The 16,590-nt window shown below is 61.2% G+C and carries 11 protein-coding genes; 9 read left to right on the top strand and 2 right to left on the bottom strand.

Annotated features, from left to right (window positions below; all coding sequences use genetic code 11):
- Nucleotides 1–164 precede the first annotated feature (164 nt).
- The gene (locus ABIE20_RS07015; RefSeq protein ID WP_429503909.1) at nt 165–5,030 is read left to right on the top strand and encodes an NAD-glutamate dehydrogenase; all 4,866 of its coding nucleotides are present in this window, start codon (nt 165–167) and stop codon (nt 5,028–5,030) included.
- Nucleotides 5,031–5,173: 143 nt separating this feature from the next.
- On the opposite strand, the gene ppsR is transcribed toward ABIE20_RS07015, so the two are convergent.
- On the bottom strand, nt 5,174–5,992 hold the full coding sequence (gene ppsR, locus ABIE20_RS07010) for a posphoenolpyruvate synthetase regulatory kinase/phosphorylase PpsR (RefSeq protein WP_130265584.1): 819 nt from the start codon (nt 5,990–5,992) through the stop codon (nt 5,174–5,176).
- Nucleotides 5,993–6,168: 176 nt separating this feature from the next.
- On the opposite strand from ppsR, the gene ppsA reads away from it, so the two are divergent.
- The 8 genes from ppsA (at nt 6,169) to ABIE20_RS06970 (ending at nt 14,353) form a co-directional block, all read left to right on the top strand.
- Nucleotides 6,169–8,544 (top strand): phosphoenolpyruvate synthase, encoded by a 2,376-nt coding sequence (gene ppsA, locus ABIE20_RS07005; RefSeq protein WP_429503907.1) that lies wholly within the window; start codon nt 6,169–6,171, stop codon nt 8,542–8,544.
- 106 nt (nt 8,545–8,650) lie between these two features.
- Complete coding sequence (locus ABIE20_RS07000; protein ID WP_429503905.1) at nt 8,651–9,640, top strand: alpha/beta fold hydrolase; 990 nt, start codon at nt 8,651–8,653, stop codon at nt 9,638–9,640.
- A 196-nt stretch (nt 9,641–9,836) separates the two neighbouring features.
- A complete protein-coding gene (gene rraA, locus ABIE20_RS06995; RefSeq protein WP_429503903.1) occupies nt 9,837–10,325 on the top strand; it encodes a ribonuclease E activity regulator RraA in 489 nt (162 codons plus the stop codon).
- 28 nt (nt 10,326–10,353) lie between these two features.
- Nucleotides 10,354–11,349 (top strand): zinc transporter ZntB, encoded by a 996-nt coding sequence (locus ABIE20_RS06990; RefSeq protein ID WP_429503901.1) that lies wholly within the window; start codon nt 10,354–10,356, stop codon nt 11,347–11,349.
- Between the two features lie 93 nt (nt 11,350–11,442).
- Nucleotides 11,443–11,697 (top strand): CrfX protein, encoded by a 255-nt coding sequence (locus ABIE20_RS06985; RefSeq protein ID WP_371128640.1) that lies wholly within the window; start codon nt 11,443–11,445, stop codon nt 11,695–11,697.
- A 2-nt stretch (nt 11,698–11,699) separates the two neighbouring features.
- Entirely contained in the window at nt 11,700–12,524 is an 825-nt protein-coding gene (locus ABIE20_RS06980; protein ID WP_038994250.1) for a mechanosensitive ion channel family protein, read from the top strand.
- Nucleotides 12,525–12,638: 114 nt separating this feature from the next.
- The gene (sigX, locus tag ABIE20_RS06975; protein WP_036990388.1) at nt 12,639–13,205 is read left to right on the top strand and encodes an RNA polymerase sigma factor SigX; all 567 of its coding nucleotides are present in this window, start codon (nt 12,639–12,641) and stop codon (nt 13,203–13,205) included.
- 110 nt (nt 13,206–13,315) lie between these two features.
- Nucleotides 13,316–14,353, top strand: a complete 1,038-nt coding sequence (locus ABIE20_RS06970; protein ID WP_429503899.1) for an OmpA family protein — start codon at nt 13,316–13,318, stop codon at nt 14,351–14,353.
- A gap of 64 nt (nt 14,354–14,417) precedes the next feature.
- On the opposite strand, the gene ABIE20_RS06965 is transcribed toward ABIE20_RS06970, so the two are convergent.
- The gene (locus ABIE20_RS06965) at nt 14,418–16,541 is read right to left on the bottom strand and encodes a hypothetical protein (protein WP_429503897.1); all 2,124 of its coding nucleotides are present in this window, start codon (nt 16,539–16,541) and stop codon (nt 14,418–14,420) included.
- Between the last annotated feature and the right edge of the window lie 49 nt (nt 16,542–16,590).

Raw genomic sequence — 16,590 nt, 5'->3', positions numbered from 1 at the left:
AGATGCCCATCCGTGGAGCGGGAAGATGTGACTTGCGGGTCACCTTGAGCGCCTGTTTCTATGGTTTTACCGTCCTCCTGCTACGGGTTGGCTATCGTTGATCCGTAAACGGCGGACGCGCGCGACGCTTCACTCAATAATAAAGCCCAAGCGGAGTACCACAGATGGCGTTTTTCACCGCAGCCAGCAAAGCCGACTTCCAGCATCAACTGCAAGCGGCCCTGGCGCAGCACATCAGCGAACAGGCACTGCCACAAGTGGCGCTGTTCGCCGAACAGTTCTTCGGCATCATCTCTCTGGACGAACTCACCCAGCGCCGCATGTCGGACCTGGCCGGTTGCACCCTCTCTGCCTGGCGCATCATCGAGCGTTTTGACCACACCCAGCCCCAGGTTCGCGTCTACAACCCCGATTACGAGCGTCATGGCTGGCAGTCGACCCACACGGCGGTCGAAGTCCTGCACCATGACCTGCCATTTCTGGTCGACTCGGTGCGCACCGAGCTCAACCGCCGCGGCTACAGCATCCACACCCTGCAGACCACCGTACTGAGCGTGCGTCGTGGGCCGAAAGGCGAGCTGCTGGAAATTCTGCCCAAGGGCACCCAGGGCGAAGGCGTGCTGCAAGAATCGCTGATGTACCTGGAAATCGACCGCTGCGCCAACACCGCCGAACTCAACCTGCTGACCCGCGAGCTTGAGCAGGTGCTGGCTGAAGTGCGCGTCGCCGTCGCCGATTTCGAGCCGATGAAAGCCAAGCTGCGCGAGGTCGTGGCGCTGGTTGAACAAACCGCCTACGCCCCGGCACAAAATGAAAAGGCCGAGGTCAAGGCGTTCCTCGAGTGGCTGCTGGGCAACCACTTCACCTTCCTCGGCTACGAAGAATTCGTTGTGCATGGCGACGCCCAGGGCGGCCAGCTGCAATATGACGAGCAGTCGTTCCTCGGCTTGACCCGCATGCTGCGCGTCGGTCTCACCGCCGAAGACCTGCGCATCGAAGACTACGCCGTCAATTACCTGCAAGAGCCGCTGCTGCTGTCCTTCGCCAAGGCCGCGCACCCAAGCCGCGTGCACCGTCCGGCTTACCCGGACTACGTGTCGATCCGCCAGCTGGATGCCGACGGCAAGGTCATCAAGGAATGCCGCTTCATGGGCCTGTACACCTCCTCGGTGTATGGCGAGAGCGTGCGCGCGATCCCCTACATCCGTGGCAAGGTCGCTGAAGTCGAGCGCCGTTCGCACTTCGACCCTAAAGCCCACCTGGGCAAGGAACTGGCCCAGGTCCTGGAAGTGCTGCCGCGCGACGACCTGTTCCAGACCCCGGTCGACGAGTTGTTCAGCACCGTCATGTCGATCGTGCAGATCCAGGAACGCAACAAGATCCGCGTGTTCCTGCGCAAGGACCCGTACGGCCGCTTCTGCTACTGCCTGGCCTACGTGCCGCGTGATATCTACTCCACCGAAGTGCGGCAGAAGATCCAGCAGGTGCTGATGGAGCGCCTCAAGGCCAGCGACTGCGAGTTCTGGACCTTCTTCTCCGAGTCGGTGCTGGCCCGCGTGCAGCTGATCCTGCGCGTCGACCCGAAAAACCGCATCGACATCGACCCGCAGCAACTGGAAAACGAAGTGATCCAGGCCTGCCGTTCGTGGCAGGACGACTACGCCAGCCTGACCGTCGAAAGCTTCGGCGAAGCCCAGGGCACCAACGTCCTGGCGGATTTCCCGAAAGGCTTCCCGGCCGGTTACCGCGAGCGTTTCGCTGCCCATTCGGCGGTGGTCGACATGCAGCACCTGCTGACCTTGTCCGAGCGCAAGCCGCTGGTCATGAGCTTCTACCAGCCGCTGACCCAGGCCGGCAAACAGCAACTGCACTGCAAGCTGTACCACGCTGATACGCCGCTGGCGCTGTCGGATGTATTGCCGATCCTGGAGAACCTCGGCCTGCGCGTGCTCGGCGAGTTCCCGTACCGCCTGCGCCATGCCAATGGCCGCGAGTACTGGATTCATGACTTTGCCTTCACCGCCGCCGAAGGCCTGAACCTCGACATCCAGCAACTCAACGACACCTTGCAGGATGCCTTCGTGCACATCGTCAATGGCGATGCCGAGAACGATGCCTTCAACCGCCTGGTGCTGACTGCCGGCCTGCCATGGCGTGACGTGGCGCTGCTGCGTGCCTACGCCCGCTACCTCAAGCAGATCCGCCTGGGCTTTGACCTCGGTTACATCGCCAGCACCCTGAACAACCACACCGACATCGCCCGCGAGCTGACCCGGTTGTTCAAAACCCGCTTCTACCTGGCGCGCAAGCTCACCAGCGACGACCTCGACGACAAGCAGCAGCGTCTGGAACAGGCCATCCTGACTGCCCTGGACGATGTTCAGGTGCTCAACGAAGACCGCATCCTGCGTCGCTACCTGGACCTGATCAAGGCCACCCTGCGCACCAACTTCTACCAGACCGATGCCCAGGGCCATAACAAGTCGTACTTCAGCTTCAAGTTCAACCCCAAGCTGATCCCCGAGCTGCCCAAGCCGGTGCCGAAGTTCGAGATCTTCGTCTACTCGCCACGGGTCGAGGGCGTGCACCTGCGCTTTGGCAACGTCGCCCGCGGCGGCCTGCGCTGGTCGGACCGCGAAGAAGACTTCCGCACCGAAGTGCTGGGCCTGGTAAAAGCCCAGCAGGTGAAGAACTCGGTGATCGTGCCGGTCGGCGCCAAGGGCGGTTTCCTGCCGCGTCGCCTGCCGCTGGGCGGCAGCCGCGACGATATCCAGGCCGAAGGCATCGCCTGCTACCGGATCTTCATTTCCGGCCTGCTGGACATCACCGACAACCTCAAGGACGGCGCCCTGGTACCGCCGGCCAACGTCGTCCGGCATGACGACGATGACCCGTACCTGGTGGTGGCTGCCGACAAAGGTACCGCGACCTTCTCCGACATCGCCAACGGCATTGCCATCGACTACGGCTTCTGGCTCGGCGATGCGTTCGCCTCTGGTGGCTCGGCCGGTTACGACCACAAGAAAATGGGCATTACCGCCCGTGGCGCCTGGGTTGGCGTGCAGCGTCACTTCCGTGAGCGCGGCATCAACGTCCAGGAAGACCCGATCACCGTGGTCGGCGTCGGCGACATGGCCGGTGACGTGTTCGGCAACGGCTTGCTGATGTCCGACAAGCTGCAACTGGTGGCGGCGTTCAACCACCTGCACATTTTCATAGACCCGAACCCGGAGCCGGCCAGCAGCTTCGCCGAGCGCCAGCGCCTGTTCGACCTGCCGCGTTCGGCCTGGAGCGACTACGACACCAGCATCATGTCCGAAGGCGGCGGGATCTTCCCGCGCAGTGCGAAAAGCATCGCGATCACCGCGCAGATGAAAGAGCGCTTCGCCATCGACGCCGACAAGCTGACCCCGACCGAACTGCTCAACGCACTGCTCAAGGCGCCGGTCGACTTGCTGTGGAACGGCGGTATCGGTACCTACGTCAAGTCCAGTGAAGAAAGCCACGCCGACGTCGGCGACAAGGCCAACGACGCCCTGCGCGTAGACGGCAACGAGCTGCGCTGCAAGGTGGTGGGCGAGGGCGGCAACCTCGGCATGACCCAGCTGGGCCGGGTCGAGTTCGGCTTGAACGGCGGCGCCACCAACACCGACTTCATTGACAACGCCGGTGGCGTGGACTGCTCCGACCACGAGGTCAACATCAAGATCCTGCTCAACGAAGTGGTGCAGGCTGGCGACATGACCGAGAAGCAGCGCAACCAGCTGCTGGGCAGCATGACCGACGAAGTGGCCGGCCTGGTGCTGGGCAACAACTACAAGCAGACCCAGGCGCTGTCGCTGGCTGCGCGTCGGGCCAAAGAGCGCATCGCTGAATACAAGCGCCTGATGGCCGACCTCGAGGGCCGTGGCAAGCTGGACCGCGCCATCGAGTTCCTGCCGACCGAAGAGCAACTGGCCGAGCGCCTGGCCGCTGGCCAGGGCCTGACCCGTGCCGAGCTGTCGGTGTTGATCTCGTACAGCAAGATCGACCTCAAGGAACAGTTGCTCAAGTCGCTGGTACCGGACGACGACTACCTGACCCGCGACATGGAAACCGCGTTCCCGCCGTCGCTGGTGAGCAAGTTCGCTGAGGCCATGCGCCGCCATCGCCTGAAACGCGAGATTGTCAGCACCCAGATCGCCAACGATCTGGTCAACAACATGGGCATCACCTTCGTTCAGCGCTTGAAAGAGTCCACCGGCATGAGCCCGGCGAACGTCGCTGGCGCCTACGTGATCGTGCGCGACATCTTCCACCTGCCGCACTGGTTCCGTCAGATCGAGGCGCTGGACTATCAGGTCCCGGCTGAAATCCAGCTGACCCTGATGGACGAGCTGATGCGCCTGGGCCGCCGCGCGACCCGCTGGTTCCTGCGTAGCCGTCGCAACGAGCAGGATGCCGGGCGTGACGTGGCGCACTTCGGGCCGAAAATCGCCGCCCTGGGCCTGAAACTCGACGAACTGCTGGAAGGGCCGACCCGTGAGCGCTGGATGACCCGTTACCAGGGCTTCGTCGAAGCCGGCGTGCCGGAACTGCTGGCGCGCATGGTGGCTGGCACCACGCACCTGTACACCCTGTTGCCGATCATCGAAGCTTCCGACGTCACCGGCCAGGACCCGGCCGAAGTGGCCAAGGCGTTCTTCGCCGTTGGCAGCGCCCTGGACCTGACCTGGTACCTGCAGGAAATCAGCAACCTGCCGGTGGAAAACAACTGGCAGGCCCTGGCCCGTGAAGCCTTCCGCGATGATATCGACCTGCAGCAACGGGCGATCACCATCTCGGTGCTGCAGATGATTGATGCACCGCAGGACATGGATGCCCGCGTGGCCCTGTGGCTGGATCAGCACCGGGTCATGGTCGAGCGCTGGCGCGCCATGCTCGACGAACTGCGTGCCGCTACCGGCACCGACTACGCCATGTACGCGGTGGCCAACCGCGAGCTGGTGGACCTGGCCCTGAGTGGCCAGGCAACGGTGATGCCGTCTTAAGCGGCTAGCTTTAAGCTACAAGCTGCAAGTGGAATGCGTTGTTTCCGCTTGCAGCTTTCAGCTTGCTACTCGGCAAGCTAGCAACTTTCTCACCCACAGCGCCGTCCGCTTTTTCTTGTCGCTTGAAGCTTGAAGCTTGAAGCCTACTTGAACCTTCGCTCTACACCTTTCTCGACCAGAATCTTCGCCGCAATCTCTTCCACGGAGAAATGCGTGGAGTTGATGTGCGCAATGTTCTCGCGGCGGAACAGGTTCTCCACTTCACGCACCTCGAACTCGCACTGGGCAAAGCTTGCGTAGCGGCTGTTGGGCTTGCGCTCGTGGCGGATGGCGGTCAGGCGGTCGGGGTCGATGGTCAGGCCGAAGAGCTTGTGCTGGTGGTTTTTCAGGGCCTGGGGCAGTTGCAGGCGCTCCATGTCGTCTTCGGTCAGCGGGTAGTTGGCCGCGCGGATGCCGAATTGCATCGCCATGTACAGGCAGGTCGGGGTCTTGCCGCAGCGCGACACGCCCACCAGGATCAGGTCGGCCTTGTCGTAATAATGGGTGCGCGCGCCGTCGTCGTTGTCGAGGGCGAAGTTGACCGCCTCGATGCGCTCCATGTAGTTGGAATTGCCGCCGATCGAGTGGGATTTGCCCACCGAATAGGAGGAATGGGCGGTCAGTTCCTGCTCCAGCGGGGCCAGGAAGGTCGAGAAGATGTCGATCATGAAGCCGTTGGAGGTGGCGAGGATCTCGCGGATATCCTGATTGACGATGGTGTCGAAGATGATCGGGCGCACACCGTCTTTCTCAGCGGCGCTATTGATTTGTTGTACCATCACCCGCGCTTTTTCCACGCTGTCGATGTACGGACGCGTGAATTTATTGAACGGAATGGTATCGAACTGCGCTAGAAGACTTTGTCCCAGCGTCTCGGCGGTAATGCCGGTGCCATCGGAGATAAAGAAAGCAGATCGTTTCATTTGCGCCTTGGGCCTTAAGCTGGTGACGAATCTTGGATATGATAGGTTCGGTTTACCGAACACTGCGTTCGGCATTCTCACTTATTTTCCAGGTCCAGGCCACAAGCGCCCGGCCAAGCCAGAGCTGGCAGGCGGGCGACCTGAGCTTTTCCAACACAGTTAGTGGAGAGATCACCTTGGTAGAGTACGTAGTTTCCCTCGATAAGCTCGGCGTCCATGATGTAGAGCATGTGGGGGGCAAGAACGCATCCCTCGGCGAGATGATCAGTAACCTCGCGGGCGCCGGTGTCTCGGTCCCCGGCGGCTTTGCCACTACGGCTCAGGCGTATCGTGACTTTCTCGAGCAGAGCGGCCTGAACGCCCAGATCCACGCCGCCCTCGACGCGCTGGATGTTGACGACGTCAACGCCCTGGCCAAGACCGGTGCGCAGATCCGTCAGTGGATCATGGAAGCCGAGTTCCCCGAGCGTCTGAACGCCGAAATCCGCACTGCCTTCGCCGCCATGTCCCAGGGCAACCCGAACATGGCCGTGGCCGTGCGCTCCTCGGCCACCGCCGAAGACCTGCCGGACGCCTCGTTCGCCGGCCAGCAGGAAACCTTCCTGAACATCCGCGGCGTCGACAACGTCATCCGCGCCGCCAAGGAAGTATTCGCTTCGCTGTTCAACGACCGCGCCATCTCCTACCGCGTGCACCAGGGCTTCGACCACAAGCTGGTCGCCCTGTCGGCCGGCGTGCAGCGCATGGTCCGCTCGGAAACCGGCACCGCCGGCGTGATGTTTACCCTCGACACCGAGTCGGGCTTTCGTGACGTGGTATTCATCACCGGCGCCTACGGCCTGGGTGAAACCGTCGTTCAGGGTGCGGTCAACCCCGACGAATTCTACGTGCACAAAGGTACCCTGGAAGCTGGCCGCCCGGCGATCCTGCGCCGCAACCTGGGCAGCAAGGCGATCAAGATGGTCTATGGCGAAGAAGCCAAGGCCGGTCGCTCGGTCAAGACCGTTGATGTCGACAAGGCCGACCGCACCCGTTTCTGCCTGAGCGACGCTGAAGTCAGCGAGCTGGCCAAGCAGGCGATGATCATCGAGAAGCACTACAAGTGCCCGATGGATATCGAGTGGGCCAAGGACGGTGACGACGGCAAGCTGTACATCGTTCAGGCCCGCCCTGAAACCGTGAAGAGCCGCGCCCAGGCCAACGTCATGGAGCGCTACCTGCTCAAAGAGACCGGCACCGTGCTGGTCGAAGGCCGTGCCATCGGCCAGCGCATCGGCGCCGGCAAGGTGCGGATCATCAAGGACGTCTCGGAGATGGACAAGGTCCAGCCCGGTGACGTACTGGTTTCGGACATGACCGACCCTGACTGGGAACCGGTCATGAAGCGCGCCAGCGCCATCGTCACCAACCGTGGCGGGCGTACCTGCCACGCGGCGATCATCGCCCGTGAACTGGGGATTCCGGCGGTGGTGGGTTGCGGCAACGCCACCCAGTTGCTCAAGGATGGCCAGGGCGTGACCGTGTCGTGTGCCGAAGGCGATACCGGTTTCATCTTCGAAGGCGAGCTCGGCTTTGACGTGCGCAAGAACTCCGTCGACGCCATGCCGGAGCTGCCGTTCAAGATCATGATGAACGTCGGCAACCCGGACCGCGCCTTTGATTTTGCCCAGCTGCCCAACGCCGGTGTCGGCCTGGCGCGCCTGGAGTTCATCATCAACCGCATGATCGGCGTGCACCCCAAGGCGCTGCTCAACTACGCAGGCCTGCCTGCCGAGCTCAAAGAGAGCGTCGACAAGCGCATTGCCGGCTACAACGACCCGGTCGGCTTTTACGTCGAGAAACTGGTCGAAGGCATCAGCACCCTGGCCGCGGCGTTCTGGCCGAAGAAGGTCATCGTGCGCCTGTCGGACTTCAAGTCCAACGAATACGCCAACCTGATCGGCGGCAAGCTCTACGAGCCGGAAGAAGAAAACCCGATGCTGGGTTTCCGCGGTGCGTCGCGCTACATCAGCGAAACCTTCCGTGACTGCTTCGAGCTCGAGTGCCGCGCCCTCATGCGCGTGCGCAACGAGATGGGCCTGACCAACGTCGAGATCATGGTGCCGTTCGTGCGCACCCTGGGCGAGGCCAGCCAGGTCGTCGACCTGCTCGCCGAAAACGGCCTGGCCCGTGGCGACAACGGCCTGCGCGTGATCATGATGTGCGAACTGCCGTCCAACGCCATCCTCGCCGAGGAATTCCTCGAGTTCTTCGACGGCTTCTCCATCGGTTCCAACGACCTGACCCAGCTGACCCTGGGCCTGGACCGCGACTCGGGGATCATTGCGCACCTGTTCGACGAGCGTAACCCCGCGGTGAAGAAGCTGCTGGCCAACGCCATCCAGGCCTGTAACAAGGCTGGCAAGTACATCGGCATCTGCGGCCAGGGCCCATCCGACCACCCGGACCTGGCCAAATGGCTGATGGAACAGGGCATCGAAAGCGTCTCGCTGAACCCGGACTCGGTGCTTGAGACCTGGTTCTTCCTGGCTGAAGGCCAGGCCGCGAACTGATGCGCTGAACCGGATCCTTCACCTGGCGATACGCCGGTGAAGGGTCCGACCGTATTCCAGGGCGTGTTCCAGTGATGGATCTCGCCCTTTTTTGTGCAAGAACCCTATGCAAAGCAGCAGTACCCTTTTTCCCGTGGCCTTGCTCAGTGCCGAGCGCCGTGGCGACCTGAGCGAGGACGTGTACCGGATCAAAGCCGGTAACAGCCCGGATCGCAGCGTCGAGCTTGCGCTCACCCGCCTGGGCATGGCCGATCAAGCCGAGGTGCGTGGCACCCCGGTCATTCTGTTGCACGGCAGCTTTTCCAACCGGCGCTTCTGGTATTCGCCCCGGGGCATTGGCCTGGGCGCTTACCTGGCGCGCGCCGGTTTCGATGTGTGGATTCCGGAGATGCGCGGCCACGGCCTGTCGCCGCGCAACCATGGCTATCGCAACAACCGCGTTGCTGACTACGCCCGTTACGACCTGCCGGTGATTGCCGCGTTCGTCTGCGAGCAGGCCGGCAGGCCTGCGCACTGGATCGGTCACTCGCTGGGCGGCACCACCCTGGCGGCAGCCCTCGGTGGCCAGTACCTGGGCGCCGAGCAGGTGGCCAGCGTGGCGTTTTTTGGTACCCAGGTCAGCCGTACCTACTGGCCGCTGAAGCTGCCGCCGGTGGAGTGGGGCGGGCGCCTGCTGCTCAAGCGCTTTGCGCAGATTTCCGGCTCGCGGCTCAAGCGCGGCCCGGAAGACGAGCCGATTGGCCTGGCGCTGGAAAGCATGCGCTGGTTCGGCCTGTTTGGCCGTTTTGGCGACAAGGACTGCGACTGGTGGGCGGGGCTGGCCGAAGTTGAGGTGCCGGTGCTGGCCGTGGCCGGTGCCGGTGATCACCAGGACCCGGTATGGGCCTGTCGCAAGCTGTTCGAGCAACTGGGCAGTGAGCACAAGCAGTTTGTTCGCCTCGGCCGCGAAGACGGCTTCGATAACTTTGGCCACGTCGACATGCTGGTCAGCAAGCCGGCGCAAGCGCAGGTCTGGCCGTTGGTCGAGCGTTGGTTGGAGGATCCGCTGGCGGCATTGCTGCCGGAGGCGGCGCAGGCCGTTTCGCCGGCGCGCTGATGCCGTTAAGATATGACGATTGTGAGGGTTCTGGTCATTTTTGGGTTTTTCAGCGAACGTGTGTTCGCTGAATCCTCGTCCAAGGTGACCGCACCGGCAGTGACGTGTAGCCTTGGGCCTAAAGCCGCATCGCCGGGCCTCGTTCACTGAGTGAAACTGCGACATTCATCGTCTCGATAATCGACAGGAGTTTCCCATGCATTACATCACCCCTGATCTGTGCGACGCCTACCCGGAACTGGTGCAGGTGCTGGAGCCGATGTTCAGCAACTTCGGCGGCCGCGACTCCTTCGGGGGTGAGATCGTCACCATCAAGTGCTTCGAGGACAACTCGCGGGTAAAAGAGCAAGTCGAGCTCGATGGCACCGGCAAGGTCCTGGTGGTCGATGGCGGCGGTTCGCTGCGCCATGCCCTGCTCGGCGACATGCTCGCCGAAAAGGCGGCGAAGAATCACTGGCAAGGCCTGGTGATCTACGGTTGCGTGCGTGATGTCGATGTCCTGGCGCAGACCGACGTTGGCGTCCAGGCCCTGGCCAGCCACCCGCTGAAATCGGTACGCCGCGGTGTTGGCGAGGTCAACATCCCGGTGACTTTTGCCGGCGTGACCTTCCGCCCGGGCGAATACATCTACGCCGACAACAATGGCGTGATCGTCTCGCCAAGCCCGTTGAAAATGCCTGAGTAAAGCTCTGAAACCGGTCAGTGGGGTAGGGATGTTCGAGGAAGAAAACGCGCAATGGGGGCTGGTGCATGCCCTGGTGCTGGATGGAAAAGGCGGTGCCCGTGCGATCGCCCGAACTGAACTGGACGCCCTCGCGCTGCAGCCCCAGGAAAGCCTGTGGCTGCACTGGGACCGCAGTCACCCGCAGACCCGCACCTGGTTGCGCCACGACAGCGGCCTGAACGAGTTTGCCTGCGACCTGTTGCTGGAGGAAAACACCCGTCCACGCCTGCTGCCTCTGCCGGATGCGCAAATGCTGCTGTTTTTGCGCGGCGTCAACCTCAACCCCGGTGCCGAGCCCGAAGACATGGTTTCAGTGCGCATCTTCGCCGAGGCCCAGCGGGTGATCTCGTTGCGCCTGCGGCCATTGCGCGCCAGTGACGAGCTGCTCCAGCAACTGGCCGAAGGCCGCGGGCCGACAACCGCCTCCGAGCTGCTGTTGAGCATGGCGCAATTGCTGACCGAAAAGGTCCAGGCGCTGATCAGCGACCTCTCGGAAGTGGTCGATGTCGAAGAAGAGAAGCTTGAAGCCGACAAGCGCTATGCCCCGGACCAGGGCAGCCTGCAGCAGATCCGCCGGCGTGCGGCGGGGCTTCGGCGGTTTCTCAACCCGCAGCGGGAAATCTACGCGCAACTGGCGCGCAACAAGTGGAGCTGGTTCGCCGCCGAAGACGCCGATTACTGGAACGAGCTCAACAACAGCCTGACCCGCTACCTGGAAGAGCTGGAGCTGACCCGCGAGCGCGCCGCCCTGGTGCTCGAGAGCGAGGACCGGCGCCGCAGCGAGCGGATGAACCGGACCATGTACCGCTTCGGCATCATTACCTGCATTTTCCTGCCCATGAGCTTCGTCACCGGGCTTCTGGGCATCAACGTCGGCGGTATTCCCGGCTCCGACAGCCCTTACGGCTTTCTTTTCGCCAGCCTGCTGGTGCTGGCCCTGGCGTTGGGGCAATGGTGGTTGTTCCGCCGCCTGCGCTGGGTATGACGATGAAATATGTGAACGTGCAGTCACAAACTGCCTGGACGGTTCATGTGACCCGTTGTCTGGCGACCTCGTCTTTGACAGATATTGCGCGAGGTGCCTATGCACGATCCGTTTGAAGAATCTCTGCGAGACCTGCTCAAGGCATCGCCGTCCGGCCAGGACCGTGACGACGATGCCTGTTTGGGCCGGGTCCTGAAAACCGCCAACCGCCAGGTTGGTGCGGGCGATCTGTTCAGCCTGCTGGGCCGTTGGAGCCAGGCGCTGATGATTGCCGTGAACAATGGCTCGGCGCATGTCGCGCCGGTGCGCCGTAACGCTACCGCTCGTAAAGCTGATAAGGCCGATTGAATATGGAACTTGATCTCTGGACCCAGAGCCTGGTCACCGCCATGACAGCGTTGTGGACCAAAGTGGCGAACTTCATCCCCAACCTGTTCGGCGCCCTGGTTGTGGTGCTGCTCGGTTTCGTCGTGGCCAAGCTGCTCGACACCCTGCTGTCGAAATTGCTGGCCAAGCTCGGCCTGGATCGCCTGATGGGCGGCACCGGCCTGACCAAGATGCTCAGCCGGGTTGGCATCCAGGTACCGATTTCGACCCTGATCGGCAAGATCGTCTACTGGTTCGTGTTGCTGATTTTCCTGGTTTCCGCCGCTGAATCCCTGGGCCTTGAGCGCGTCTCGGCTACCCTCGACATGCTCGCCCTGTACCTGCCGAAAGTGTTCGGCGCGGCGCTGGTGCTGCTGGCGGGTGTATTGCTGGCACAACTGGTCAATGGCCTGGTGCGCGGCGCCGCCGAAGGCATCGGCCTGGAATATGCCGCAGGCGTCGGGCGTATCGCCCAGGGCCTGGTGATCATCATCAGCATCTCGGTGGCAATCAGCCAGCTCGAGGTCAAGACCGACCTGCTCAACCACGTGATCGTCATCGGTTTGATTACCGTTGGTCTGGCCGTGGCGCTGGCCATGGGCCTGGGCAGCCGGGAAATTGCCGGGCAGATCCTGGCCGGAATTTACGTGCGTGAACTGTATCAAGTGGGCCAACAAGTGCGGATTGGCGAGGTCGAAGGGCAGATCGAGGAGATCGGCACGGTCAAGACGACCCTGCTGACCGACGACGGCGAGCTGGTGTCGTTGTCCAACCGGATTCTGCTTGAGCAGCGAGTCAATAGCCGCTAACCGGGCAAATCCTGCTAATGTATGCCGCCGCAAAAATACCCCAGGCAGGGGTATGCGGCGACATTGACCTGACTGTCGGCCAGATCCGTTTTGAATAAAGTTCACTCGCTGCCCATGCGTTACGACCCCCGCGAGCTCACTGATGAGGAGTTGGTGGCGCGTTCGCATGAGGAGCTGTTTCATGTTACCCGCGCGTATGAGGAGCTCATGCGCCGCTACCAACGGACCCTTTTTAACGTCTGTGCACGTTATTTAGGGAACGATCGGGACGCTGACGATGTCTGTCAGGAGGTGATGCTCAAGGTGCTCTATGGGCTGAAGAACTTCGAGGGCAAATCGAAGTTCAAGACATGGCTCTACAGCATCACCTACAACGAATGCATCACCCAGTACCGCAAGGAGCGGCGCAAACGTCGACTGATGGATGCCTTGAGTCTTGATCCACTCGAGGAGGCCTCGGAAGAGAAGGCGCCAAAACCGGAAGAGAAAGGCGGGCTGGACAAATGGCTAGTGCATGTCAATCCGATTGACCGCGAGATTCTGGTGCTTCGATTTGTCGCAGAACTGGAATTTCAGGAAATCGCCGATATCATGCACATGGGCCTGAGCGCAACGAAAATGCGGTACAAGCGTGCGCTTGACAAGCTACGTGAGAAATTTGCGGGCCTTGCTGAAACTTAGTGGCGCGCAAATATCTCTAACGTACCGGCAAGTTCTGCTAGACTTGCCGTCGAGTTGTCCCCCGGATGTTGGTGGGACTGCTTAACTATCACCAGATGGGGATTTAACGGATGAAATTGAAAAACACCTTGGGCTTGGCCATTGGTTCTCTTGTAGCCGCAACTTCCTTCGGCGCTCTGGCACAAGGCCAAGGCGCAGTCGAAATTGAAGGCAACGTCACCAAGCAGTACTACGACAGCGAACGTAACTTCAAGAACGACGGCACCAATCCTGGTGTTCGCCTCGGTTACTTCCTGACCGACGACCTGTCCCTGGACCTGGGCTACAACGAGACTCACAACGTTCGTGGCGAAGTCTTCAACAAAGACATCAAAGGTTCCAAGGCCAAGCTGGACGCTACCTACCACTTCGGTACCGTCGGCGACGCTCTGCGTCCTTACGTTTCGGCTGGTTTCGCTCACGAAAGCCTGGGTCAAGCTACCCGTAACGGCCGTGACCACTCCACCTTCGCCAACGTTGGCGCTGGCGCCAAGTGGTACATCACCGACATGTTCTTCGCCCGTGCTGGCGTTGAAGCCATGTACAACATCGACAACGGCAACACCGAGTGGGGTCCGACCGTTGGTCTGGGTCTGAACTTCGGTGGCAGCGGTGGCAAGGTTGAAGCCGCTCCTGCTCCAGTTGCTGAAGTCTGCTCCGACAGCGACAACGATGGCGTCTGCGACAACGTCGACAAGTGCCCTGACACCCCAGCCAACGTTACCGTTGACGCTGATGGCTGCCCAGCTGTTGCTGAAGTCGTCCGTGTTGAGCTGGACGTCAAGTTCGACTTCGACAAGTCGGTCGTCAAGCCAAACAGCTACGGCGACATCAAGAACCTGGCTGACTTCATGAAGCAGTACCCACAGACCACCACCACTGTTGAAGGTCACACTGACTCCGTCGGTCCTGACGCTTACAACCAGAAACTGTCTGAGCGTCGTGCAAACGCCGTTAAGCAAGTTCTGACCAACCAGTACGGTGTTGAGTCGAACCGTGTTGAATCGGTTGGCTACGGTGAAACCCGTCCGGTTGCTGACAACGCCACCGACGCTGGTCGCGCTGTTAACCGTCGCGTAGAAGCACAAGTAGAAGCCCAAGCCAAGTAATTGGTCCAAGCCCTACTGAAAAGCCCGGCCTAGGCCGGGCTTTTCTTTGCCTGCGATTTGCCGTTCAGGCAACCGCTGTCAAGGTGGTGAACAGCTTGCGCGCCTCGACGTTGAGGCTGTTGATCGAGCCGGCGTTGGCGGCGACCACAACCCCCGCCACTGCATTGATCGCACTCATGAATGCCCCTTCAATCCAGCCTCCCAGGTGACTGTAGCTGTCACAGGCGAGGAAAAATCGGTTATCCAGGGCGTTGTTCTGTGCATGGGTGTGATAACGGAAACACAGATTGCTCTGGTAGTGATCGCCGCACATGTCCAGCTTGAAGCCGCCGGCACTGGTGTTAGTGGTCCAGTCGAACACCAGGCGGCCATCGCCTTCGACCTTGTTCAATAGCGAGCCGAACCACCAGCGTTTGTATCTCTCGGTCTCGGGGTCGTAGATCTCATGGTCGACCCGATTGACCATGCGCTGGAACATGTAATGGGTGCTTTGCTGTTCACTGCCGTTGTCGGGGTTTTGCGGGTACTGGTCATAGTCATGTTGCAGGCGGGTCGAGTCGTCGTCCCAGCTGTAGCTGGCGAGGAAGCTTGAGTATGGCTGGCCACTCAGGGTGCTGGGAACGATGTAGCTGGCGGCAAGCCCTGTATCGCTGATCACGGCCTGGATAGGGTCGCCGTTGAAAGTCGGCACCTGGGGCCCGCTGCTTTCATCGTTATGAATCAGACCGAATACTTTCGAGGTGCGAGTCATGTGCAACTGGCTGATGGCACTGGCCATGCGTGCGTTGGGCGCGCTATGGGTCCGGCTCAATTGCAGGGACGGCTGGGTATTGATTACCGTGCGAGGCTGCAAACCGAGATACTGATCACCGGCCTGGAGCCTGGGCGTGACCTCTGGGTTGTGACCGGCGCGTTTGACCAGCGGGCTGAGCTGATCCTGGGGCATGGCCAGCACGACATAGTCGTAGCGCTCTTCGATCAGGGCCGGTTGCGGGGTATCGGCCGGGTAGTAGCAGACATTGGCGGAGCGATTGCCCGTCTGCGTGCTGTGATAAACGTCACTGACGCGGGCGCTGCGGAAGTTGACCTTCAATTGGCTACCGCCTATGGACAGTGCGGCCTGATACAGCCGTTCGATGAACTGTACATTCTCCTCCACCGGCAAGGTGTATTCGTTGCTGTAGTCCCACAGCACCAGGCGCATCATTTCCACTAGGGAAATGTTGTACAGCGGTTTGAAGCCACCGGTGCCGAAACCGAAGCGGCCGAACAATTCTACGCAGTAGTTAACCGATTCGGCGGGGCTCAAGCCGGGAATAACCGGCAGCTCACTCTGGGCGCTGGCATGCTCCATGATTTTTCGGATTGCCCCAGCCAAGGTCGTGGCGTCATGGTCCCGAATGAATGTGGCCCAGTCCCCTTCGATCCTGTTCAGCTCGCCTGCGGCCGGTGCTTCTTGTGCCAGAATCCCGGCAACTACAGCAGGGTCGCGGCTACCGATCTTGAACAGCGAGGCGCCAGTAAGCTCGCCATTTTCGATGTTTACACCCGGGAAGTACTTGAGTACCAGGGCAAACACCTGGCGAGTGGGGGATTGCGGATCCAGCCATTGGCCATTGGCATAACGATCAACACGATCGGCAAAGACGAATTCGGTGGCTATCTTGCCAGGATTGGGGAAGACATTGACCTGAGTACCAGGATCGAACACCCGGCTGGCGTAGAGCCAGGTCAGCCCGGCAATTTCCGGGAAGCGCATGGCGCCGATTTCGTACACCGATCTTTCGGTTTCGCTGCCACCCAGGCCGGTGGTCGCCCTGGCCGCACTGACCCGCCCGGCTCGCTTACCAGCGGTGCGCACAGCTCTTTCGTCGCTTTTGGTTGGCTGCACCCGCAGAAAGTGATCCGGATCATTGTCATACAGGTCGACTTCGATCTGCGCACCACCTGTGAGTGTCCGTGACAGCTCGTACAAGGCAGTAATACCTGCTACGCCAGCGCCGACGATGGCGATGCGATGGCTGCCGACGGGCAGCTCGCCCAAAGGGACTGAAACAGTGGTGGGGTAGGCGATATGCACCGAGTCGGGATGGCGGTAGTGGCGTGATCGCGCTACCAGGGTGGCGATAGTTTCGCTGTTGGGCATTTGCGCCGAACGTGCCCAGTTCCAGATGACAGTAACGCTCATGGCGGATCCTCCGAAGAAAGTAAGCTCCGAGTACTTACTGTCTGTCTCA

It is taken from the genome of Pseudomonas sp. 2835 (assembly GCF_050435905.1).
Classification (GTDB): Bacteria; Pseudomonadota; Gammaproteobacteria; order Pseudomonadales; family Pseudomonadaceae; genus Aquipseudomonas.
The sequence above is the reverse complement of the archived record's forward strand: the minus strand, read 5'-3'. Positions and strand labels throughout refer to the sequence as shown.

What these genes read in the sequence shown, in the direction of transcription:
- ABIE20_RS07015 (WP_429503909.1), top strand. Translation starts at nt 165, where the DNA reads ATGGCGTTTTTCACCGCAGCCAGCAAAGCCGACTTCCAGCATCAACTG.
- ppsR (WP_130265584.1), bottom strand. Translation starts at nt 5,992, where the DNA reads ATGAAACGATCTGCTTTCTTTATCTCCGATGGCACCGGCATTACCGCC.
- ABIE20_RS07000 (WP_429503905.1), top strand. Translation starts at nt 8,651, where the DNA reads ATGCAAAGCAGCAGTACCCTTTTTCCCGTGGCCTTGCTCAGTGCCGAG.
- rraA (WP_429503903.1), top strand. Translation starts at nt 9,837, where the DNA reads ATGCATTACATCACCCCTGATCTGTGCGACGCCTACCCGGAACTGGTG.
- ABIE20_RS06990 (WP_429503901.1), top strand. Translation starts at nt 10,354, where the DNA reads ATGTTCGAGGAAGAAAACGCGCAATGGGGGCTGGTGCATGCCCTGGTG.
- ABIE20_RS06980 (WP_038994250.1), top strand. Translation starts at nt 11,700, where the DNA reads ATGGAACTTGATCTCTGGACCCAGAGCCTGGTCACCGCCATGACAGCG.
- sigX (WP_036990388.1), top strand. Translation starts at nt 12,639, where the DNA reads ATGCGTTACGACCCCCGCGAGCTCACTGATGAGGAGTTGGTGGCGCGT.
- ABIE20_RS06970 (WP_429503899.1), top strand. Translation starts at nt 13,316, where the DNA reads ATGAAATTGAAAAACACCTTGGGCTTGGCCATTGGTTCTCTTGTAGCC.
- ABIE20_RS06965 (WP_429503897.1), bottom strand. Translation starts at nt 16,541, where the DNA reads ATGAGCGTTACTGTCATCTGGAACTGGGCACGTTCGGCGCAAATGCCC.